We start from the raw sequence: 23,321 nt of genomic DNA, 5'->3' as shown, positions 1-23,321 counted from the left end.
CTCTATGTATAAGGAACAAACAAATGATCATAACAGTCCTTGATGGAATTGTCGTAGTCGTCATCCTGTTGTCCGCTTTTCTCGCTATGCTCCGAGGGTTTTCACGTGAGGTGCTATCGTTAGTTTCTTGGGCAGTCGCAGCTGTTGCTACACTGTTTTTATTTAAACCTTTCTTGCCCTTTTTTGAGCAATATCTCTCTAACAAAATGATTGCATTGATCACAACATTGGTTACAATTTTTATTATTGTTCTTATTATTACTTCAATTATTACAATGAAAATCTCTGATTTTATTATTGATAGTCGCATTGGTATCCTTGACCGCACTATTGGTTTTGTTTTTGGGGCATTTCGTGGTTTATTTATTATGGTTATTGGTATGCTTCTTATTAATGCCCTTATTAAACCCGAAAACCAAGCTCACTGGTTAAAAGATGCGAAAACAAAGCCCATCTTAGATTCATTGGGACAAAAAATTTGGGACGTCCTTCCTCAAGACCTCGATACTGTTCTCGAAAAAACAGAAAATTTTTTTAAAAGAGACAGTGATAATATACAGAATAAACATCCTCATGAAAAAGAAACTCAGCAAAATAGAAAATAATTTTTCATGGGTGAAAAGTTATAAATAACATGTGATATAAATAACTTGTGGAGTATGGAATAATCATCCCCCCTATTACAACTGAAAGAATATGATGAAAAAAAACGATGTTTCCTATCAGGATTTTGCATTGGATGGCGATACTCTTCATGAAGAATGTGGGGTTTTTGGTATTCTTGGTCATGAAGATGCAGCAACATTAACAGCTCTTGGCCTCCATGCACTTCAGCATCGTGGGCAAGAAGCAGCCGGTATTGTCTCTTACCATCATAAAATGTTTCATCAAGAGAAGTATCTCGGTCTTGTCGGTGATCACTATACAAATCCTGCAACATTGGCTCGTTTACCAGGAAATCGTGCTATCGGACATACCCGTTATTCAACAACTGGAGAAATAGCATTACGCAATGTTCAACCTCTTTTCGCTGAATTAAAAGCTGGAGGAATTGCTATTGCCCATAATGGTAATCTCACCAATGGTCTAACATTACGCCGTGAACTCATTGCCTCGGGTGCTATTTGCCAATCGACATCAGATTCAGAAGTTTTTCTTCATCTTATTGCGCGATCACGTTATGAATCGTCCTCTGATCGTTTTGTTGATGCTATTCGTCAAGTAGAAGGTGGATATGCCATGTTGGCACTCACTCGTACAAAGCTTATTGCAGCACGTGACCCAACAGGAATTAGACCTCTCGTGATGGGTGAACTTGATGGTAAACCAATCTTTTGTTCTGAAACCTGTGCTCTTGATATTATTGGAGCAAAATATGTGCGCGATGTCAAAAATGGGGAAATCATTATATGTGAAATACAGAAAAATGGGGAAATTACTAAAAAAATTATAGAACCAGAAAATCAGAAACCAGAAAAACTTTGCCTTTTTGAATATGTTTATTTTGCGCGTCCGGATTCAATTGTTGGAGGACGCAGTGTTTACACGGTACGTAAAAATATGGGAATTCGTTTAGCCCAAGAAGCACCCTGTGAAGGCGATGTCGTGGTTCCCGTTCCTGATGGTGGAACACCCGCAGCAATTGGTTATGCACAAGAAATTGGCATTCCCTTTGAGCTTGGTATTATTCGTAACCACTATGTTGGTCGCACATTTATTGAACCAACACAACAAATTCGTGCTTTTGGAGTAAAATTAAAGCATTCTGCAAATCGTTCTGTCATCCAAGGAAAACGTGTTATTTTGGTTGATGATTCCATTGTACGGGGTACAACATCCCTCAAAATTGTACGAATGCTCCGTGATGCAGGAGCAAAAGAAGTGCATATGCGCATTTCTAGCCCTATGATTTTCTATCCCGATTTCTATGGCATTGATACACCTAAAGTTGAAAGCTTGTTGGCTAATCAATATCCAGACTTAAAATCCATGTGCAATTTTGTTGGTGCTGATTCATTAGAGTTTCTCTCAACTGATGGTCTCTATCTTGCTGTAGCAGGAGAAAGGCGAAATAATACTGATCCACAATTTACTGACCATTATTTTACTGGGCATTACCCTACACAGCTCGTTGATCAAGAAAGTATTCCTCAAATCCATCAATCATCTGTTCTCAAAACAAGAGATTAATGATGACAAAACTTGATTTTAGTCTCTTTGGTCGTGTTGCACTTGTTACCGGTGCTTCAAGGGGGATTGGTTACCATTTAGCATTAGAACTTGCAAAACGGGGTGCTCATATTATCGCTCTTGCACGAACAATGAGTGGGCTTACTGAACTTGACAATAAAATTCGAGAAACAGGCGCACATGTAACACTTGTTCCACTTGACTTACATCATATGGAAAATATTGACACTCTTAGTGTTTCAATTGCAAAACGCTGGGAAAAGCTTGATATTATGATCGCTAATGCGGGAATCCTCGGAACACTCTCACCTGTAGCGCATACTGAGAATATCGTATTTGAAGATGTTTTACAGATAAACCTTATCAGCCAATGGCGCTTAATGAAAGCTGTAGAACCTTTATTGCGTAAATCTGATGCTGGACGAGCAATTTTGTTATCCTCAAGCGTTGCTCATGTTGCACGCCCTTTCTGGGGGCCTTATGCTGCCTCTAAAGCTGCTTTAGAAATCATTGCAAGATGCTGGGCAGAAGAACTCAAACAAACCCCTATCAAAATCAACTGTGTTGATCCCGGTGCAACACGCACTGCCATGCGTGCGCAAGCCATGCCTGGTGAGGATCCTCAAACACTCCCTTCACCACAAGAAGTTGCAACAAAGATAATACATTTAGCCTCACCTCATTTAAAAGAAACAGGAAAACTTTTTAATGTCCGTAAAAATAGATTCATGGATTATCATGTCCCTGATTAGCTATAGACATAGAATAAAAATAACAAATCTAAATTGAACTTCGTCCTATCGCTGCTTTTCTTTGCAAACAATATAAAGTTCTATGATTTGGGGAGAGTTTTCGTGCTACTCTTTTTTTCTTCCAAAAGAGCGCGTTTATGATAAGCCACAAAACTACAGGGAAGAAAAATCATATAGCAAACAGCTGTAATGAGTAAGGTGTGCCATGTGTAAGTGGCAAGAAAACCTACATAAATCACAACGCCCAACATGCACGGTACAACAATATCACGCCTCAAATTTTGGTCGATTGTCTTTGCATTCCACACCGGTAAACGGCTAACCAACAGAAAAGCAATAATGACAGTATAAAGACTAAAAAATAATGCCCAACTCCAACTCGGCATCAAACCAAGAGCCCCTAGATACATAGGCAAAAGAAGCAATAATGCTCCTGCTGGTGCAGGAACACCAACAAAATAATTGCCCTGCCATTTTGGTGTATCCTTATTATCTAACATCACATTAAAACGCGCTAACCGCAAACAACAAGCAACACAATAAACAAGTGCTGCTACCCAACCAACTTGGTGTGCTTGAGCTAAAACAAAGGAGTAAACAATAAGCGCAGGTGCAACACCAAAATTAATGACATCAGCAAGAGAATCCATCTGTGCTCCAAAAGATGAACTGCCATCCATCAAACGAGCGATACGTCCATCAGCGCCATCTAAGATTGCTGCTAAAAGCACCATTAAAATAGCAGCCTCATAACGGTGCTCGAAAGCCAAACGAACACTGCTCATCCCTGCGCAAATCGCCAAAATAGTGATAACATTGGGAATGACATACCGCATTGGTGTAGGTGAACGCCAGCGATTGGCACCATCATCATGCTGCCCTTCAGGATTAAATGAAGAAAAGAACGAAAAGTTTTTCATTTTTTATCCTAATCAAATCTGAAATCCGTTGTAGCACTCTTATCATCAAAAGAACCTAAAACTGTTTCTCCTGCAATTGCCGTCTGACCAACTGCAACACGCAAGTTTACTTCTCTTGGGATATAAATATCAAGGCGAGAACCAAAACGAATCAATCCAAATCGCTCTCCGGTAATGACGGAATCATTTTCTTTTGACCAGCAAACAATCCGGCGAGCAACCATTCCAGCTATTTGCACCATACCAATTTTACCATGTTTGCTATCAATAACCATCCCATTGCGCTCATTAAACTGACTAGCCTTATCAAGCTCTGCATTGGCAAACTGTCCTGGACGATAAACTATAGATTCTATTGTACCACTTATGGGAATGCGATTAATATGGCACGAAAAAATATTCATAAATACGGAAATTCTGATCATTTCTTCTTTGCCTAATCCCAATTCCTCAGGTGGAATACACGGTTCAGCAAACGAGACACGCCCATCCGCAGGCGAGATAATCCAATTTGAATTTAAAGGAATGACACGATTTGGATCACGGAAAAAAAATATACACCACACCGTGAGAACAAGACCGCACCAAAATAGCGGGCTCCATATACAACCAAGAATGAGCGAAACAACAAAAAAGATGACAATGAAAGGGTAACCTTCTTTATGAATTGGCACAAAACCATTATGGATAGATTGTAAAACACTCATATAATTTCCTATTCATAATCATTTCAATAAGTCATAAACCTCTTGGTTTTTCCTTATCCTCTTGTGTATTTAACGTATATTCCCTATAAAGTTATCGGTCACATTTACATAGCTTATTTTTTACGATTAACAACGCCTATCTCATCTTCTTCACGAATTTTACGTAATTTTTCTTCAGCTTGCGATGCTTCAAGCTGCTTATTCCACATTGAAGCATAGAGACCTTTCTTATGTAAGAGCTGTGCATGCGTACCATTTTCAATAATACGTCCATTTTTAAGAACCAAAATTTCATCAGCATTAATAACAGTAGACAAACGATGCGCAATGATTAAGGTGGTCCGCCCACGGCTGACGATATCTAGGGCTTGTTGAATTTCCTGTTCTGTTGCCGTATCAAGAGCCGCTGTTGCTTCATCTAGAATAAGAAGGGGGGGAGCTTTCAACAATGTCCGTGCAATAGCGACACGCTGTTTTTCGCCTCCTGATAGCTTAAGCCCACGTTCACCTACCATAGACTGAAAACCTTCTGGAAGCATCTCGATAAATTTTGATATCTGTGCCATTTCAGCCGCTTTGCGCATCTCTTCCTCTGTAGCAGTTGGACGCCCATAGTAAATATTATATGCAATTGTATCATTAAATAATACCGTATCCTGCGGTACCATACCAATAGCTTCACGCAAACTTTTTTGCGTTACATCACGAATATCTTGTCCATCAATTGTAATGGAGCCTGAATCAACATCATAAAAACGAAAAAGTAATCGAGAAATAGTCGATTTACCAGCACCTGATGGACCAACAATTGCAACTGTTTTACCTCCAGGAACCTCAAAATCAATATCTTTGAGAATCTGGCGCGTTTGATCATAGGAAAATTTTACCTGATGAAACCGAATAGCTCCGCAACTCACTGTCAATGGTTTTGCATCTGATTTATCAACGATTTCCTGCTGAACATCTAAAAGATCAAACATGGCTTCAATATCCGTTAATCCTTGTCGAACATCACGATAAATTGAGCCAATAAAATTTAATGGAATAGAAAGCTGTATTAAAAGCGCATTAATAAAAACGAAATCTCCTAAAGTTTGTGTCTCATGAAAAACTTCATAAGCCGACATCACCATCAGAATAGCCATTCCAATACCAAAAATGAGCGCCTGACCAAAATTAAGCCAGCTCAATGATGTCCAAATTTTTGTAGCGGCTTTTTCGTAATTTTCCATAGAAGAATCAAATCGACGTGCTTCCAGAGTTTCATTGCAAAAATATTTGACCGTTTCAAAATTCAAAAGAGAATCAACAGCACGTGTATTGGCCTCAGTATCTGCCATATTCATTTCTTGCCGAATACGAATACGCCAATCGCTCGCCTTAATTGTAAACCAAGTATAAAGGCAAACCATTATGACAACTATCAGCAGATAATGCCATCCATAACCTATGTAAAAGACAAGTGCTGTCAAAATAAATTCTAAAACCGTTGGTACGGTATTGAGAATTGAAAATCTAACAATCGCTTCAATTCCTTTTGTACCACGCTCAATGACGCGAGAAAGCCCACCCGTTCGCTTTTCCAAATGAAAGCGCAAAGACAATCCATGAATATGTATAAAGGTTTTATAGGCTAACTGGCGGATGGCATGTTGACCAACGGTTGCAAACAAAGAGTCGCGCAACTGATTTAATGCAGCTTGAACAATCCGTGCAACATTATATGCCAAAACAAGCATGAGAGGAACAATATAACTGGACGATCCCCACGTAGAGGTGCTTGCATCAAGAGTATCTGTAGCATATTTAAAGAAATACGGTACAGATATGAGAATAAGCTTGGCTAAAACAAGATAAAATATCGCCCATAAAACACGCGTTTTTAGATCACGCCGATCTGCTGGCCACATATAAGGCCATAAATTATAAAGTGTGCGGAAAGTCTGACCTGTATCTGACGATACGGTTTTTGTCATTTTATTCTGTTTCATAAAACTCTTATTTCTCTATCATCCACTTAACAAGCATGGTAATGCCTCCCCTCTTGCCATTTACAGCTCATCTTTATACGCTTTTAGTAAGCATAAGCATTGGTGGCTAGGTTAGACTGTTTTTGAAAAAGGGACAAGAAATAATCCACCATAAGGTTTATTATTTTGATCTGTATTCTCATACCATTCTGCTACAAATAAAGTCTCAAGCTTTACACGCTTTTTTTTCAATTCTGCTTGAAGCCATGTTTTTGATTTACCAATCTCTTGAAGTCCATCATCTATAATTTCACCATTTTCTACTAAAATGACAGACTTCTTCCCTTCTTCCTTTTTAACGACCGAACAATCACCACTGGTTTCTAAATGAACAAAAGCAGCTTCATGTAAACTACAACCTTTAATTCGCAGCATTGTAGTCAAATTATTTACACTGATATTCAATTTTTTAATCTTATCTATTTGAAAGACACCATCTAAAACCAATGCTGTCTTTTGTCCAGTAATTAGACGACGAAAAAAAACTGAATAACGTGCTAAAAAATTAAGAGATACAATCAAAGTTTGCCAAATGAATAAAACAAGCAACAATTGAATAGTAGTAATATTGGGATTATAAACAACGCCTCCAAGAATACCCCCCATGACAAAATTGCTTACCAAATCAACGGGTGTCATTTGACTCAGACTTCCACGCCCTGTTGTTCTTAAAATCAAGAGGAAAGCGATAAGTCCTACAACCAACTTAAGTGTGACATAACCGTAATGATATAAAAATTCCATCAAACTGTCTCCCTTGTTATGGAAACTGCTAGAGTACCCGACTTATAAGTGTTGTATATCCCATACAGTTATACGCTCGCCAGTTTGTGGGTCTTTTTCATCTCTTAAAACAATCCCCCTTGCTGCAAGCTCATCACGAATACTATCCGCAGCTGTCCACTCTTTATTATGGATAAGTTGTAGCCTTTCGGCAATGCGCTGTTCGATAAATTTCGAATCAAGACGTGTTTTTTTCATAAATAATGGACACTCTGCATCCATAACCCATTCTTGACACAAGAGCCCAAATAAACGCATCGCATTTGCGAGAGCAACAGCATTACCGGTTTTATAAAATTGTCGTAAAAGAGCAAATGCATTTGGGGTATTAAGATCATCACTTAATGTGTTTATCAAAGAGTCATCAAGAAATTCCGTCTTCTCTACACATCCTTTTTCACGACGCAGCAATTCATACCAACGATACAGTTCTCTACTAGAATGCACTAAACGCTGCATTGTCCAATTTAATGGTTCTCGATAATGTGTTTGTAACATTGAAAAACGTGCGGACAAACCAGCCCAATTTTGTTTCATTTCTTTTGTTAAAATATCATTAAATTCAAACACATCATTCTCTAAAATAGAACGTATAGTAATAAAATTGCCAAGGCTTTTAGACATCTTTTGACCTTCAACCTGCAAAAAACCATTATGCATCCAAAAATTAGCCATTCGCTCCGTTCCAAAAGCTGAACAACTTTGTGCAATCTCATTTTCATGATGAGGAAAAATCAAATCAATACCACCACCATGAATATCAAAAATATTGGCTGTTGGATTATCACAAGTTAAACCACCACCATAGGGTTTTAAAAGTTTTGCCATTGACATTGCTGAACATTCAATATGCCACCCTGGGCGACCTAAAACAGGAATTCCTGCCGGCGATGCCCAACCTGGTTCTCCCTCTAGAGAGGGTTTCCATAAAACAAAATCCATCTCCTCCCTTTTATAAGCAGCAACATCAACACGTGCCCCTGCCCTCATTTCTTCCAAAGAGCGCTTTGCAAATTCCCCATAATGAGGATGATTTTTTACGCTGCTTACAGAAAATAATATATGATTTTCCGCTATATAAGCATGCCCTTTTTCAAGCAACCGTTCAATCAAACAGCGCATTTCTTCTAAATGATCCGTTGCACGGGGTTGACTAGTTGGCAACAAACAACCAAGTGCTATCGTGTCTTGTTGAAATTGAGAATAGGTTTGCTCCGTTAATCGACGAATAGCCTCATTAAGTGCTAACTCTGGATATTCGCAAGCTGCTCGTGCATTAATTTTATCATCTACATCTGTAATATTACGTGCGTATATAACGTGCTCTTTACCATAGATATGACGCAATAAACGGAACAACATATCAAAAACAATGACTGGGCGTGCATTGCCTATATGCGCATAATCATAAACCGTTGGACCACAAACATAAAGGCGTACTCTCGTTGCATCTATTGGTGTAAAAATTTCTTTTTTACGTGTAAGCGTGTTATAAAATCGCAATTCTCTCATCATTACACTCCGTTAGCGATATTACACACCGCTTTTCAAGATGAATTTTATTCCAAATCATTGCATTATGCAGTTTTAAATGAAAAACTTTTCTCTTATATAAAATTTTTAATAATTACCCCATTCCTAAGCTGTATTTATTGTTTTTCACAAAAAAACTCACTTTATTTGATTGGATAAAAGTATTCTCCTTATAAAAAGCATATTTTTTCTTTGATGAAAAAGCGCCTCAAGAAGAAATCTGCAAGACGCTCGATAAATTCATACAAACAACAGTTTGCATACGGAAAGTTTGAAGTTTTTAATCACATAAAACTTTGTAAAATCTTCAATAAATTCCCTCTCTAACGCTTTCCTTACCCTCTTTTGCGCCCTAAGTTTTATAATGCATCCGTTACTGGTAATAATATGCGGATCATTTTTGTCTTAACCTTTAACACCTGCTCTATCACAAAGCCATTTCATCTGCGATTACAATTTACCAAGTTTCATTAAAGAGGGGCAATAAAAATGCGTAACATATTGATAAAAATTCATTTTTTTATATTTTTTTTAGCTACAACTCCAACCTTTACACAACAATTACCACCCTATGAGGAAAAACTATTGCGACTAGCAGAAGTTTTGGGGTCCCTTCACTATTTACAAAATCTTTGCAGCACTCCAACAAACCAATGGTATAACTATATGAGTGCACTCATTGAAGCAGAACAGCCAGCACCACAAAGACGCGCTTATTTTTACCAAGCGTTTAATGGAGCATATCGTGCTTTCTCAGAAAATTATCATCATTGTACACAATCAGCAATTATAGCAAATCAAAGATATATTCAGGAAGGAAGGGCTTTATCTGAAAGTCTTCTCACCTATTATAACAATCAACCTGTACAAAAGTTATCACCCCCTCAGTTTGATCTATCCCACTGATAATAATCTAAAAAATGAGTAGGTCAATAAGCTTACTTTGCTATAAATTATGCTAATTTTGCAGAATGCAGAATAACACCTTAATGTGCTTTTTCCTTTGTATCATAACATCACCATAAGCATCTTTTCACCAATAAGATTATTTTACAAAATCCATTAAGTTTGTGTGCTTATGCCAAAGCTTCCATAAATTTAATAGGTTCACCTTGTGAAGGTGTAATAATTTCCCCTTCCCACATAATACGCCTACCCCGAATAATAGTCCCAACAGGCCAACCTTTAACCTTTTTACCATCATAAGGTGTCCACCCTGCGCGCGAACCAATCAATGTATTTGTAAGCACTTCTTCCCGTTTAAGATCAACAATGGTTAAGTCCGCATCATATCCAACAGCAAGGCGCCCTTTACAGCTTATACCAAAAACGCGACTAGGACCATGCGACGTGAGATCAACAAAACGTTCAAGAGATATCTTCCCTGCATTGACATGGGTTAGCATAATTGCTGCTGTTGTTTGCACACCTGTCATCCCTGAAGGTGAAGCAGGATAGGACTTGCTCTTTTCTTCAAGTGTATGAGGAGCGTGATCAGAACCTAACACATCAACGATACCCTGCTGAACACCGTACCAAAGAGATTCACGATGGTGGCTCTCACGAATTGGTGGATTCATTTGAATCAATGTCCCAAATCGTTGGTAATCATCTGCCGTTAAAGTCAAATGATGCTGTGTTACTTCAATCGTTGCCACATCTTTATGATGTTTCAAAAACGCAATTTCTTCTGCTGTAGAAAGGTGCAACACATGGATACGTGACTTTGTTTCATGGGCAATTTTTACTAAACGTTGGGTACATTTTAATGCTGCAATCTCATCACGCCAAATCGGATGTGATGATGCATCTCCTTCAACACGCAACATTTTGCGCTCTCTAAGCCTTGCCTCATCTTCAGAATGAAAAGCCACACGACGACGTGTGTTTTGCAAAATAAGACGCACACTTTCATCATCATCTACCAAAAGATCGCCGGTAGAAGACCCCATGAAGACTTTAATCCCAGCAGCACCAGGAAGTTTCTCTAACTCAGCCAATTGATGTGCATTCTCACGCGTTCCTCCAACCCAAAATGCAAAATCACAATGCATCCTATGAAATCCACGTTTCATCTTATCGGATAATGCTGCTTCTGATGTGGTTAATGGATTGGTATTAGGCATTTCAAATATCGCTGTCACCCCACCCAACACCGCAGAATAGGAGCCACTTTCTAAATCTTCCTTATGTTCATTGCCCGGCTCGCGAAAATGAACTTGACTGTCGATAATTCCTGGCAAAATATGGAGCCCTGTACAATCAATGACTTCACCAGCAGAGGCACATGTAAGATCACCAATTTCAGCAATACGACCATTGGTAATACCAATATCGCGCTTACTACTGCCATCATGATTCACAACTGTTGCACCTTTAAAAATTGTATCAAATGTTTTAAACATAGCTGAGCTCCTTACATATCCTTTCTTTATCGATTATGTAACTTTGGGTAGAAAGGCAAGAACCATGATTGAAAAACAAAATGCCATTCTCTTTAAAAACCGTAGAATTATTAAAGTTACTGGCGAAGAAGCAACGGATTTTTTACAAGTTCTTATCACGACAGATATGACAAAAATCGGTGCACAAGAAATTTTTCCTGGAGCTCTTTTATCACCACAAGGAAAAGTTATTGCTGATTTTCTTATCGGTAGAAGAAATGATGGTTATTTTATTGATATCATTGCCTCTTTAGCTGATATCTTCTATAAACGCCTGCTCCTCTATAGACTTCATAAAAAAGTGGAAATTACACAACCATTACAAGAACTTATTACAGTTTTTTGGAACAATGAATCAGAGACTTTAGATTTTGATTCAAGTTTTATGGATAAACGATTTCCACAAAAAGAAAAAGTAATCCGAATCTATGGGGAAAGCCCCTTTTCTGCTCCCGAAGACCATGACAATTGGAAGCAATTGCGTATCCGTTATGCCATTGCTGAAAGCGATCAAGACTATGAAATAGGAAAAGTCTTTCCTCATGATATTAACTACGATCAAATTGGTGGATTAGCCTTTGATAAAGGCTGTTATATAGGGCAAGAAATTGTTTCACGGATGCATCACCGTCGCGCAGCACGTCGCCGTGTTCTCATCATCAAAAGCCAGCATGAATTAACCGCAGGTTCTAGCATTGTAGCTGGAACAAAAGTCCTTGGTTTTTTGGGAACATGTGTTGCAAATGAAGCGCTCGCTTTAATGCGTATTGACCACGTCAAAGATGCTATGGACAAAGCTCTTCCATTGACAGTAGGAAATGTTCCCGTCACCGTAAGCATTGCTGAAAATATGAACTTTACCTTTCCTGAAAATCCTACGGAAACACAATAATGGCTAAAGCTGAATTATCACGACAGGGACAAGCGCGGGCTTGGCAAAGAATGCTTTCTGGCCGACGGCTTGATTTGCTAAACCCTTCTCCTTTTGATGTTGAAATTGAAGATATTGCCCATGGGCTTGCCCGCGTTGCACGTTGGAATGGCCAAACACGAGGAGACCATGCCTATTCTGTTGCACAACATTCACTTTTGGTAGAACAAATATTCCAGAAGCTTTTTCCGCAATCGCATAATGATGAACGCTTGTGCGCTCTTCTGCATGATGCACCGGAATATGTCATCGGTGACATGATTTCACCCTTTAAAGCTGTCATAGGAAAACAATATGAAATCATCGAAAAACGTATACAAGATGCTATCCACATGCGCTTTTCTCTCCCTGTCGACCCTTCTCAAAAACTTTTAAAAAAAATCAAACAAGCTGACCGTATCGCGGCATTCTACGAAGCTATCACGCTTGCTGGATTTCATAGAGAAGAAGCTCTTCGCTATTTTGGCTCTCCAAATAATATTTTATCCGATGACCTCAATTTGCAACCATGCTCTACACAACAAATTGAAAACAACTTTTTAATCCGTTTTCGCAACCTTGATACTCAGAGATCATGCTAATATTCCCCTTGCATCATTCTTCTTTTATGGCTCCCATTTTAAAAAATGAATGGAGCAAACTTCTTTTCCTTATTCCTAACTTGAATACAATCACAAAAAAATAAATCTCTTCCTTCTCTCCATTGCCCCATAAATATCTGATATTCTAAATTTTTGCTTTTATAATAACTTGTAGCTTTATGAAGTAATAAGCCGGCCCCATCTATACTCTTTACCGCCCCCCAATGTTGCAACAGCCCTTGGTATTTAGACGATTCATTAAAGGCATTTTTGCTCCTTTCTAAACGGTTTTCACCCCACACACCAACCCCGCTTATGATGTGCAGAAACATCGTTTCACTTGATTCAACATAAGGGGATTTGAGACGAGAGAATCTTACAATATTCGGGGGTCTCATTCAACAGGCAAAACGATAAATTATCATTATAAATCAATTGGTTGATTCTTTATAACAAAAAAAGCGACTGTTATTAAATGCTAAGATTTTCTGCAAAATACTATCAGTAAGAGTCTAGAAAACTTAAAAAGTGATTTGTTTCTTATAATATTAATACATAACAAGCAAAAAATCAGAGTTTAAATTGAATACGCGTAAAGGACTTATGAGAGAATACGCAATCAATTTTATCAAAGTTTCAATAATAAACTCTTTTCCGTAAAGCTTTTGTATGAACCCAAGATTTTATTTAAGTTTATAAACTTCCTTATCCGCTGGAAAAGCACGAGATGTCACATCCTCTGCATAATTCTTAATTGCGGTCTCCATTGCTTGTTCAAGAGTACCATAACGGCGTACAAATTTAGGGACAAAAGTGCCATAGCCCAACATATCTTCCATCACCAATATTTGCCCATCACATTGACGAGATGCTCCAATGCCAATGGTAGGGATAGAAAGCATCTCTGTAAGCTTTACTGCTAATGGTTCGATAACCGCTTCCACAACAACAGCAAAAGCCCCTGCCTTTTCAATCGCTATCGCGTCTTCTTCAATTTGCCGCCAATTGCTTTCATCACGCCCTTGCGTCTTAAAACCACCAAAACGATTGACAGCCTGTGGTGTAAGACCGATATGGCCCATAACCGGAATGCCACGTTTACACAAAAAATCAATTGTTTCTGCTATATAAATACCCCCTTCAAGCTTAATTGCACCACACCCTGTTTCTGCAACAATCCGTGAGGCATTAGAAAAAGCTTGTTGTGGACTTTCTTCATAAGAACCAAAAGGCATATCCACAACAACAAGAGCTTTTTGAGAGCCACGCATAACTGCCTGCCCATGCAAAATCATCATATCAACACTCACAGGGAGGGTTGTTTCAAACCCATGTACAACCATACCAACACTATCACCAACCAAAAGAAAATCACAATATGGGTCAGCAATCCGTGCACTATAAGCCTGATAAGTCGCTAAAGACACAATTGGTTCTTTTCCTTTTCTCGCTCTTATTTCAGAAGCGGTCATTCGCTTTATGGTTTTCTGTACACTCATTTTAAGCCCTTCATTGCAAAATATATTGATCAATAAGCCTAACCTCACCAAAGCGGACAGTGAGTAATAAAACGGCAGGTTTCTCTAACATCTCCTTCACTACAGATAAAGTTTCCATATCTCGTAAATCTATTGATTCTATGACCGCGCGGGATTCTTGTTGTAAAATATCGCGAACAATTTTGCATAGCTTAACAACCGATCGTTCCCCTTGGTTATAAAGCTCTTTAGCGGCTTTACCACTTTCAGGAATAATTTTTGCCGCTTTGCGATCTTCTAATGTTAAAAGTTGATTACGTGAAGAGCTTGCCACACCATCTGCTTCGCGTAAAATAGGTACTCCAACAATTTCAACAGGAAAAGCCAAATCTTCAACCATACGACGAATAATCAAAATTTGTTGAAAATCTTTTTCTCCAAAAAAAGCCTTCTCTGGTTGAACAATATTAAAAAGCTTAGCAACAACACTGGTCACACCGCAAAAATGTCCTGGACGCAATTTTCCCATCAAAATACGTGATAGTTTTTTCACCTCTACAATTGTATCATTGCCCTGGGGCCACATTTCTTCTACCGAGGGTGCAAAAATATACTCAACACCTGCGTTCTTTAACAAAGCGCAATCGCCTCTCAAATCTCTTGGATATTTATCAAAATCTTCATGGGGACCAAACTGCTTTGGATTGACAAAAATAGACACTACCACGCTCTCACACATGGCCCTTGCTTGCTGTACCAATGCAAGGTGCCCTTCATGCAATGCCCCCATGGTTGGCACAAAACCAATAGAACGTCCTAAACGTCTCTCTTCTTTGAGAGAGTGGCGTACCTCGGCAATTGTTTTCAAGATTCGCATCTTCATATTCTCTTCATTTTTATCGAATTAACAAACTAATTTTTGCCTATGGAATCGACGTTCAAATAATTCTATCAAATGAGTACGGGCGGAGGGCTGTTTTATATCCCGTGGCTCCCAAACATGACGTGTTAAAAAGAAACCTGTTAGAACAAAACCATTTATTATATCTTTAAAATCAACAGGACGGACAGTCCTTTGTACCAGAAATTGTGGTAAACGTAAAAGCTTCTCTCTCCAAGGATGCCCCGCTTCTTCACAGACAGCTCGTCCCGATTTTGGAGATACATAACAAAGCTTTTCTGAACTCCCTGTCGCTGCACAACGAGATAAATCAAGACCAAAGCCCAATTCCTCAAGAAGTCGCATTTCAAAACGCACAAGCAATTCTGCAATGACAGACGGTTCCTCAAAATTGCGCATAAAAAGATGCAACAGATCATATAATACAGGATGTGGATCACGCTCAGGAAGAAGACGCAAATGAAACGCCATCAACTGCAAAGCATAGAGCGCCTCTGGTAAGAGTATTAATCGTGCCGCATATAGATCAAGTGCTTCAAGCCTAAAAAGTCCTAAATGTTCCTCTAAACGCGCCCACCATTCAGCTTCAACCAAATTCCCAGGTTGAAGAAGAGCTGCCATGCGACGCGAACGTCCCCCTTTTACCACTCCCATATAGCGGCCATGCTGACGCGTCATAATCTCAAGAATAACACTCGTTTCACCATATTGGCGTGTCGCAAGAATAATGGCTTGTTCTTTCCATTTCATGTTATTGTAAACAATCCAACCCCATTTCACGATAACGCTCTGGATCAGTATCCCAATTATTACGCACTTTCACAAAGAGAAAAAGATGAACCTTCTGATCCATAATTTCCATTAATTCCTTACGTGCTGCCTGACCAATCGCTTTAATTGTATCGCCTTTTGCTCCTAAAACAATTTTTTTCTGACTATCACGCTCGACATAAATCACTTGGTTAATTTTAACGGAACCATCTGGACGCTCTTCCCAGTTTTCTGTTTCAACTGTTGAAGAATAAGGCAACTCATCATGAAGGCGGAGAAAAAGTTTTTCACGGGTAATTTCAGCAGCAAGATGACGCATGGGCATATCTGAAATTTGATCTTCTGGATAATACCATGGCCCCTCCTGCATCATGTTACTCAACCCATGAAGCAAATCCTTGCAACCAGACCCAGTAAGAGCCGAAATCATAAATGTCTGCACAAACTGCACATGTTCATTAATTTTAGTGGTTAACGCTAAAAGGGATGATTTAACAACTGTATCAACCTTATTCAGAACGAGAATCTTATCCTGTTTAATAGTTTTGACAATATCTAACATCGTATAAACATCATCTGAAAGACCATTTTGTGCATCAATTAAAACCAAAAGAATATCAGCACTCTTAGCACTCCCCCACGCAGCAGACACCATTGCACGTTCTAACCGCTTATGAGGACGAAAAACACCTGGTGTGTCAATTAATACAATTTGCGTCTTATCATGAATGACAATACCACGGATTAAAGTTCGTGTTGTTTGTACCTTATGTGTTACAATTGAAACCTTCGTTCCAACTAACTGATTAACCAATGTCGATTTTCCAGCATTCGGCATCCCAATAAGCACAACAAAACCAGAACGCGTTTTCATAGCGTCATCCATGATTATTTTTTCCCATTTTTCCCCATATACCCTCCCGTTGTAAAATTTTTTCAGCTGCCATTCTTTCAGCATAGCGTTTAGAGTTGCCCTGCCCAATCTCTGGGGCAAACCCCAAAATACTTACTTCTACCATAAAAACAGGATCATGATCTGGACCAGAACGTTTTATAACTCTATAATGTGGTTGTGCATTCCCTTGCATGTGCGCCCATTCCTGTAATTGTGTCTTGGCATCACGTCGCCCTGCGTCCATTTGTTTTGCTCGACTTTGCCAATATCTTTGGATAAAGGGGCGAACGCTCTCCAATCCTCCTTCTAGATACATCACAGCTATTAAAGCTTCTATCACATCAGCATGCATATTGATGAGTCGGCGTCCTTCAAAGTTTTTCATTTCAAAACCAACATGAATCATTTCAGGTAAACCCATCTCTCGCGCAATATCGGCACATGTCTGCGCATTGACCAAACCGTTTAAACGTACAGATAACTCCCCTTCGCTTGCCTGCGGAAAAAACTGATAGAGCATTTCGGCAATCAAAAGCCCTAGAACCCGATCACCTAAAAATTCCAGTCTTTCATAATTGCCCTGTTCCGAATCTTGCACACTAGAATGGGTTAATGCCCTTTTTAACCTCTTTTCATCTTGAAAACGATGCCCTGTCAGCTTTTCAAGCTGATCAATGATTGGACGCTTCATCGTTGATTCCTTGCTTGACAAGTGGCAAATCATGAACAGTATTGATCAAAGAAAATAAACGACTCCAACGCACATCAAACGGCCAACGCCAAATTTGCCAAGCACTTGAGCCATTGCTGATAGAGAAAAAAATCACACTTGCGCGTCCAATAAGATTCTCTTCTGGAACATAGCCTACATCCAGACGACTATCGTCTGAATTATCGCGGTTATCCCCCATCATAAAATAATGCCCCTGTGGAACTTCGAAGACTTTCGTATCATCAACTTGTGGAATGAAAGCTAAATCAAGTGTATCGTAGCTCACACCATTCGGCATCGTCTCACGATAAACGTCAACAGGGGAATTAACCTCTGTTATATCAGAATTATTTATCTTCCCCATGAAATGGCGCGAAACAGCCTGATCATTAATATAAAGAACACTTTGACGAACTTGTATACGATCACCCGGTAACCCAACAATACGTTTTATATAATCAATACTAGGATTACTTGGTAAGCGAAAAACCACAACATCTCCACGCTGAGGCTGAGATGCCCAAATACGCCCCGAAAAAAGAGGGGGAGAAAAAGGGATAGAAAAACGAGAATATCCATATGCATATTTAGAAACAAACAGATAATCACCCACAAGAAGAGTAGGACGCATTGAACCAGAAGGAATACTAAAAGGCTGGAAAAAAAGTGTACGAATAACCGCTGCTAAAAATAGAGCCTGTATCAAAACCCAAATAAATTCAAGAATTCCACCTTTTTCTTTCTTTTTATACATTTGTTCTTTCTGCATCATTACAGATTACCTTCCCATCACAGATATAATTCATTTTTTATCATAATATTCAAATAACAAAAGCACAATCTCCAACCAATCTCTATCCACGTGGAAGTGCTTCGATAATAATAAATGCCTGCGCCCAAGGAAAATCATCTGTCATACTCAGATGAATGACAGCTTCGCAATCGGGAGGCAATAATTTTTGCAATTGCATTTGTGCACGATCTGTAAGTGTCATAATCGGTTTACCGGAGGGCAAATTGATCACTCCCATATCTTTCCACCCTACACCACAAGCAATTCCTGTCCCTAGAGCCTTAGCACATGCTTCTTTAGCGGCAAATCTTTTGGCATAAGAAGAAGATCTCTTTTGAAGATTTTCAGACTTTTTCTGTTCAATATCAGTAAAAATACGTTGAATGAAACGATCACCATAACGAATCAACATTCTGTCAATACGTCTGATATCAATGAGATCATTTCCAAGTCCAATAATCATCAAATATTACTCGAATTCTTTTGATACAAGTGCTTTTTCATAAGCTTTTGATATCGCCTTTGTTGAAAGCGGGCAATTGCTCTATAAACACCTATGTAAGAGAGAGCACCCAAAAGAATACCTAAAAGAGTACCACCTATAATCATTGGCCTCATAATGGAATTCCAAGCGCCCTTAAAAAGCAAAGGGACATTTGAGAGTGTTAAATCATTAAACAAAAGGCGAATTTGAGAAAGAGAAATCTCGTTTACATCGCTAAAAAGTGATAAACAGAAATAACCTATCTTATAGTCGGCCATGACAATCAATAAAAATGTAAGTGGATTAGAAAAAACCGTTCCAATAATTGCTGCCGCAAAGTTTCCACGCAAAATCCAAGAAAAAAATATTGCCAAAATAATATGCATCCCAAACAGAGGTGAACAAGCTAAAAAAATGCCAATAGAAAACCCCAACGCAACTTTATGCGGTGTTGCTGATATACGCAAAATACGTTTGCGTATATAACAAAATGAACGAGAGAATGAACGACGCGGCCATAACCAAAGTCGAATACGCTTTACAAAATCTATTGGTTCTCTACGACGAAAAAGCATATCATTCCCAATACACATCTTGTGACAAGAAAATAACCCATATGTTGCAAATTCACTCCTTCAGGCCTTTGCACAAAAAAAGTGAAAGGCAATTAAATATTTCTACTTCCTGGCTTAATGGCTGGCAGCACAGCGAGTTCAGCAGGAAGTGCATCACTCGCATAAGATGCTATCTCATATTCAGCAAGTGCAATCAATGGAACTCCAACATCAACCTTACCAGCAGAACGATCAAGGATACATGCACTCGCCAATACATCTGCTCCTGCTGCTACCAGAGCCTCAACCGTTTCACGAATGGAAAGACCTGTTGTAACAATATCTTCAACAATCACAACGCGTGCACCCTTCTTAATTTCAAAACGACGCAATTCAAAGACACCATTTACGCGTTCTACCCAAAGAGAAGGTACACCAAGGTGACGTGATGTTTCGTAAGAAGGAATAAGACCACCAATTGCAGGACCAACCACATAATCTATCTTTTCTTTAATCAATTTTTTGATTTTTTCAGCCAAACCACGACATAACTTCTCTGTCAAATCAGCATGCATAAAGACTTTCGCCTTTTGCATATAAGTAGCACTATGACGACCTGATGTTAAAATGAAATGCCCTTCCAAAATAGCATCTGCTTGTTTAAATATATCAATGACCTCTTGTGTATCCATTGCAAAACCTCGCTTCTTATCCATGAACGCGCCGCACTGCACTCACTGAACCGGCTTCTTTTAACTGAGAAAAAATACGATTCAAATGTTTTAAATCCCAAACTTCCAAATCAATCATAATTTCTGTGAAATCTGGTGCTTTGTGGATCAAAGATAAATTTTGGATGTTAGCATCATGAGCGGAAATCACTTGGGTAATTTCAGCCAAAGAACCTGGACTATTAACAGCTAAAATATTCACGCGAGCAGGAAAACGTTCATTCATTTGAGCATCAATATCCCAGCGGACATCAATCCACCGCTCTGGTTGATCATCATACGCCATCAAAGCCGAAGACTGTATCGGATAAATAACAATCCCCGACCCTGGCTGCATAATGCCAACAATCCGGTCTCCTGGCACTGCTCCTTCAGGAGAAAAACGGACAGGAATATCTCCACGGGTTCCTCGAATAGGTAATGCTTTAGACTGGTGTTGCTCCGCAGTTGCATCCTTTTCATTTTCTGGAACTTTAAAAATCATCCCTTGAGCATTTTCAATGTTAAACCAACCTTCTTCCCCTGGCCTAAAAGATGACTTTTGTACAACACGGTGATCTTGATAATCAGGATAAATTGCTTTAACCACATCAGCAGAAAGTAATTCTCCACGCCCAACTGCAGCCAATACATCTTCGACATCTTTGCGTGCCAAACGAGGCAAAACTTGTTTCAGAACATCTTTTGAAAATTGTTTTCCCATATGTTCAAACGAACGCTCAAGTATACGGTATCCCAAACCTGAATATTGCTTACGTACCGCTGCGCGGGTTGCTCGGCGAATAGCTGAACGTGCTTTTCCTGTTACAACAAGAAACTCCCATGCTGCTGGTGGAATTTGTGCTTGTGAACGTATAATATCAACCTCATCACCATTTTTCAATTTGGTCATTAAAGGCATAATACGACCATTGATTTTGACTCCCACACAAGAATTACCAATGTCTGTATGAACGGCGTAAGCAAAATCAATCGGAGTAGCACCTTTTGGAAAAGCAATCAATCGGCCTTTCGGAGTAAAACAAAAAACTTGATCTTGAAAAAGCTCAAGCTTTGTGTGCTCTAAAAACTCTTCTGGATTATCCCCATCTGACAAAGACTGAATCGTTTGACGCAACCATGCATACGCATTTGTTTCATTTGATAACCTTGAAGCTGAATAATGAGAACCTTGCTCTTTATAAATAGAATGTGCTGCAACACCGTACTCAGCAACTTCATCCATAGCAGCAGTTCTAATCTGCAGTTCTACACGTTGCCTCGAAGGACCCACAATCGTTGTATGAATGGAACGATAATCATTTTGCTTGGGGATAGAAATATAATCTTTAAAACGACCAGGCACCATTGGCCACGTCGTATGGATAACACCAAGAGCGCGATAACAATCATTTACTGTTTCAACAATCACTCGAAATCCAAAAATATCTGATAATTGTTCAAAAGATAATGCTTTACTTTCCATTTTGCGAAAAACGGAATAAGATTTTTTCTGACGGCTTTTAACATCGGCTTTAATACCATACTCGAAAAAAAGTTTTGCCAACTCGTTTTCAATCCTAGAAAGCAAATCACGATTGCGCTTTGATAATTCAGAAAGTCGATTGGTTATCGTACGATAACCTTCTGGATTTAAATAAAAGAAAGAAAGATCTTCTAGCTCCTCGCGCATATCTTGCATCCCCATACGACCTGCAAGCGGCGCATAAATATCCATCGTCTCCTCGGCAATTCGCCGACGCTTCTCATCACGCATAACACCAAGGGTGCGCATATTATGAAGACGATCTGCAAGTTTGACTAAAAGAACACGAACATCATCAGAAATAGCAATAAGAAGTTTACGAAGATTCTCTGCCTGTACGGCCTTTTTCGAGACAAGATCAAGTTTATTAAGTTTTGTAAGCCCTTCAACCAACTTACCAATTTCAGAGCCAAAAAGTTGATCAATTTCTGCTCGTGTCGCACTTGTATCTTCAATTGTATCATGCAAAAGAGCAACGGCAATTGTTGCTTCATCCAACCGCATATCTGTCAAAATAGCGGCAACTTCTAAAGGATGAGAAAAATAAAGATCACCCGAAGCACGCTTTTGATGACCATGCTTTTGCATTGCATAATCATAAGCTTTCTTTAACAAAACCTCATCCACGTCAGACTTGTAACGTTGAACACGCCCAACAAGCTCACACTGACGCATCATACGAGCACATCCTTTATCTCTTTACAATTCAATCCTTACTGAACATGAATATATCCAGTCAAAAGTACAAGAGAAAAAACGACCGTTACTCCATAATAACCTATATACGCTTCCGTAACTATACATCACCGCAATCAATAATCGTCACTCTTCTCCGGAACAACCAAACCTTCAATCCCTGCTAAAAGCTCTTCTTCTGACATATGATCAAATGAAATTCCCCCTTCTTCTGATGAGGATCTAAACACATCTTCAGCTTCACCTAAATGCGTAATCAATTCATTTTCTGCTTCTGGTTCATCCACTTCCACATGCTTTTGCAACGAATGAATAAGATCTTCTTTTAAATCAGCAGGCGATAATGTTTCTTCTGCTATTTCACGCAAAGCAACAACTGGATTTTTATCATTATCACGATCAATCGTAATCTGTGCACCCTGAGAAATCTGTCGTGCTCGATGCCCCGCTAAAAGTACCAACTCAAAGCGATTATCGACTTTATCAATACAATCTTCTACTGTTACGCGAGCCATTTATATCTCTTTCTTAAAGCTTAAAAAATTTCATAACAATTATTAGAGTATATACAATAATCAAAATAAAACACAAGAAAAACAACTCAAGATTTATTTTTTGCTCAAAAAGCTTATTAAAAATTTGAACGCTTTATCAAAGTGCATAGTTCCCTCAAATCTGTTATCAGGACTATTCATAATAGAAAAATCTAAGCGCTGGATTCAAAATAGAAAGTTCTCTATTATCTGTTCAAACTCCTCTTTACCTTTTAAAATTTATCCTTTAAATTGTACCAACCATTTAAATTTATTAAAAATCTTTTACAAGAGCAATAGTTTCGCACATTTTATGATAATATCTTCTTTGAGGATAATAAAATTTTACAAATTAAACAAGATATTGATTTATAATG

General features: G+C 38.8%; 24 protein-coding genes. 6 read left to right on the top strand and 18 right to left on the bottom strand.

Annotated features, from left to right (window positions below; all coding sequences use genetic code 11):
- Positions 1–23 precede the first annotated feature (23 nt).
- The 3 genes from LNM86_RS02945 (at position 24) to LNM86_RS02935 (ending at position 2,942) form a co-directional block, all read left to right on the top strand.
- A complete protein-coding gene (locus LNM86_RS02945; protein WP_241438374.1) occupies positions 24–605 on the top strand; it encodes a CvpA family protein in 582 nt (193 codons plus the stop codon).
- A 91-nt stretch (positions 606–696) separates the two neighbouring features.
- A complete protein-coding gene (purF, locus tag LNM86_RS02940; RefSeq protein ID WP_241438373.1) occupies positions 697–2,190 on the top strand; it encodes an amidophosphoribosyltransferase in 1,494 nt (497 codons plus the stop codon).
- A 2-nt stretch (positions 2,191–2,192) separates the two neighbouring features.
- On the top strand, positions 2,193–2,942 hold the full coding sequence (locus LNM86_RS02935; protein WP_241438372.1) for an SDR family NAD(P)-dependent oxidoreductase: 750 nt from the start codon (positions 2,193–2,195) through the stop codon (positions 2,940–2,942).
- A gap of 80 nt (positions 2,943–3,022) precedes the next feature.
- On the opposite strand, the gene pssA is transcribed toward LNM86_RS02935, so the two are convergent.
- The 5 genes from pssA to cysS all read right to left on the bottom strand — a co-directional run bounded on the left by pssA (position 3,023) and on the right by cysS (position 8,894).
- Positions 3,023–3,862, bottom strand: coding sequence for a CDP-diacylglycerol--serine O-phosphatidyltransferase (pssA, locus tag LNM86_RS02930; protein ID WP_241438371.1), 840 nt, complete (start codon positions 3,860–3,862; stop codon positions 3,023–3,025).
- An 8-nt stretch (positions 3,863–3,870) separates the two neighbouring features.
- Complete coding sequence (locus tag LNM86_RS02925) at positions 3,871–4,569, bottom strand: phosphatidylserine decarboxylase (RefSeq protein WP_241438370.1); 699 nt, start codon at positions 4,567–4,569, stop codon at positions 3,871–3,873.
- 113 nt (positions 4,570–4,682) lie between these two features.
- Positions 4,683–6,560 carry an ABCB family ABC transporter ATP-binding protein/permease gene (locus tag LNM86_RS02920; protein ID WP_241438369.1) on the bottom strand — a complete coding sequence of 626 codons (1,878 nt, stop codon included), beginning with the start codon at positions 6,558–6,560 and terminating at the stop codon, positions 4,683–4,685.
- A 111-nt stretch (positions 6,561–6,671) separates the two neighbouring features.
- Positions 6,672–7,343, bottom strand: coding sequence for a DUF421 domain-containing protein (locus tag LNM86_RS02915; protein ID WP_241438368.1), 672 nt, complete (start codon positions 7,341–7,343; stop codon positions 6,672–6,674).
- Positions 7,344–7,385: 42 nt separating this feature from the next.
- Positions 7,386–8,894, bottom strand: coding sequence for a cysteine--tRNA ligase (cysS, locus tag LNM86_RS02910; RefSeq protein ID WP_241438893.1), 1,509 nt, complete (start codon positions 8,892–8,894; stop codon positions 7,386–7,388).
- A gap of 510 nt (positions 8,895–9,404) precedes the next feature.
- On the opposite strand from cysS, the gene LNM86_RS02905 reads away from it, so the two are divergent.
- Positions 9,405–9,821 (top strand): TIGR02301 family protein, encoded by a 417-nt coding sequence (locus LNM86_RS02905; RefSeq protein WP_241438367.1) that lies wholly within the window; start codon positions 9,405–9,407, stop codon positions 9,819–9,821.
- A gap of 170 nt (positions 9,822–9,991) precedes the next feature.
- Here the strand turns inward: LNM86_RS02905 and LNM86_RS02900 are convergent, their stop codons facing one another.
- A complete protein-coding gene (locus tag LNM86_RS02900) occupies positions 9,992–11,320 on the bottom strand; it encodes a dihydroorotase (protein WP_241438366.1) in 1,329 nt (442 codons plus the stop codon).
- A 64-nt stretch (positions 11,321–11,384) separates the two neighbouring features.
- Here LNM86_RS02900 and ygfZ point away from each other — a divergent pair, with 64 nt between their 5' ends.
- Entirely contained in the window at positions 11,385–12,251 is an 867-nt protein-coding gene (gene ygfZ, locus LNM86_RS02895; protein WP_241438365.1) for a CAF17-like 4Fe-4S cluster assembly/insertion protein YgfZ, read from the top strand.
- Positions 12,251–12,871: a YfbR-like 5'-deoxynucleotidase gene (locus LNM86_RS02890; protein WP_241438364.1), complete on the top strand. Its 621-nt coding sequence runs from the start codon at positions 12,251–12,253 to the stop codon at positions 12,869–12,871. Before ygfZ ends, LNM86_RS02890 begins: the two co-directional genes overlap by 1 nt.
- A gap of 38 nt (positions 12,872–12,909) precedes the next feature.
- On the opposite strand, the gene LNM86_RS02885 is transcribed toward LNM86_RS02890, so the two are convergent.
- The 12 genes from LNM86_RS02885 to rpoZ form a co-directional block, all read right to left on the bottom strand.
- Positions 12,910–13,173 (bottom strand): hypothetical protein, encoded by a 264-nt coding sequence (locus LNM86_RS02885; RefSeq protein ID WP_241438363.1) that lies wholly within the window; start codon positions 13,171–13,173, stop codon positions 12,910–12,912.
- Between the two features lie 381 nt (positions 13,174–13,554).
- Entirely contained in the window at positions 13,555–14,370 is an 816-nt protein-coding gene (gene panB, locus LNM86_RS02880) for a 3-methyl-2-oxobutanoate hydroxymethyltransferase (RefSeq protein WP_241438362.1), read from the bottom strand.
- A gap of 10 nt (positions 14,371–14,380) precedes the next feature.
- Positions 14,381–15,232, bottom strand: coding sequence for a pantoate--beta-alanine ligase (gene panC / locus LNM86_RS02875; RefSeq protein WP_241438361.1), 852 nt, complete (start codon positions 15,230–15,232; stop codon positions 14,381–14,383).
- A 21-nt stretch (positions 15,233–15,253) separates the two neighbouring features.
- Positions 15,254–16,000 (bottom strand): DNA repair protein RecO, encoded by a 747-nt coding sequence (recO, locus tag LNM86_RS02870; RefSeq protein ID WP_241438360.1) that lies wholly within the window; start codon positions 15,998–16,000, stop codon positions 15,254–15,256.
- 1 nt (position 16,001) lies between these two features.
- Positions 16,002–16,907 (bottom strand): GTPase Era, encoded by a 906-nt coding sequence (gene era / locus LNM86_RS02865; RefSeq protein ID WP_241438359.1) that lies wholly within the window; start codon positions 16,905–16,907, stop codon positions 16,002–16,004.
- Positions 16,900–17,607: a ribonuclease III gene (gene rnc, locus LNM86_RS02860; RefSeq protein ID WP_241438358.1), complete on the bottom strand. Its 708-nt coding sequence runs from the start codon at positions 17,605–17,607 to the stop codon at positions 16,900–16,902. The genes era and rnc overlap by 8 nt, the downstream gene beginning before the upstream one ends.
- Positions 17,588–18,400 carry a signal peptidase I gene (gene lepB, locus LNM86_RS02855; protein ID WP_241438357.1) on the bottom strand — a complete coding sequence of 271 codons (813 nt, stop codon included), beginning with the start codon at positions 18,398–18,400 and terminating at the stop codon, positions 17,588–17,590. The genes rnc and lepB overlap by 20 nt, the downstream gene beginning before the upstream one ends.
- An 82-nt stretch (positions 18,401–18,482) precedes the next feature.
- Positions 18,483–18,884: a holo-ACP synthase gene (acpS, locus tag LNM86_RS02850; RefSeq protein WP_241438356.1), complete on the bottom strand. Its 402-nt coding sequence runs from the start codon at positions 18,882–18,884 to the stop codon at positions 18,483–18,485.
- The gene (locus tag LNM86_RS02845; RefSeq protein WP_241438892.1) at positions 18,884–19,480 is read right to left on the bottom strand and encodes a DUF2062 domain-containing protein; all 597 of its coding nucleotides are present in this window, start codon (positions 19,478–19,480) and stop codon (positions 18,884–18,886) included. The genes acpS and LNM86_RS02845 overlap by 1 nt, the downstream gene beginning before the upstream one ends.
- A gap of 92 nt (positions 19,481–19,572) precedes the next feature.
- Entirely contained in the window at positions 19,573–20,151 is a 579-nt protein-coding gene (gene pyrE / locus LNM86_RS02840) for an orotate phosphoribosyltransferase (protein ID WP_241438891.1), read from the bottom strand.
- 16 nt (positions 20,152–20,167) lie between these two features.
- Positions 20,168–22,393 carry a RelA/SpoT family protein gene (locus LNM86_RS02835; RefSeq protein ID WP_241438355.1) on the bottom strand — a complete coding sequence of 742 codons (2,226 nt, stop codon included), beginning with the start codon at positions 22,391–22,393 and terminating at the stop codon, positions 20,168–20,170.
- Positions 22,394–22,527: 134 nt separating this feature from the next.
- Positions 22,528–22,926, bottom strand: coding sequence for a DNA-directed RNA polymerase subunit omega (gene rpoZ, locus LNM86_RS02830; RefSeq protein WP_241438354.1), 399 nt, complete (start codon positions 22,924–22,926; stop codon positions 22,528–22,530).
- Positions 22,927–23,321 lie beyond the last annotated feature (395 nt).

Origin of the sequence: Bartonella machadoae, from assembly GCF_022559585.1 — a bacterium.
GTDB lineage: Bacteria > Pseudomonadota > Alphaproteobacteria > Rhizobiales > Rhizobiaceae > Bartonella > Bartonella machadoae.
The sequence above is the reverse complement of the archived record's forward strand: the minus strand, read 5'-3'. Positions and strand labels throughout refer to the sequence as shown.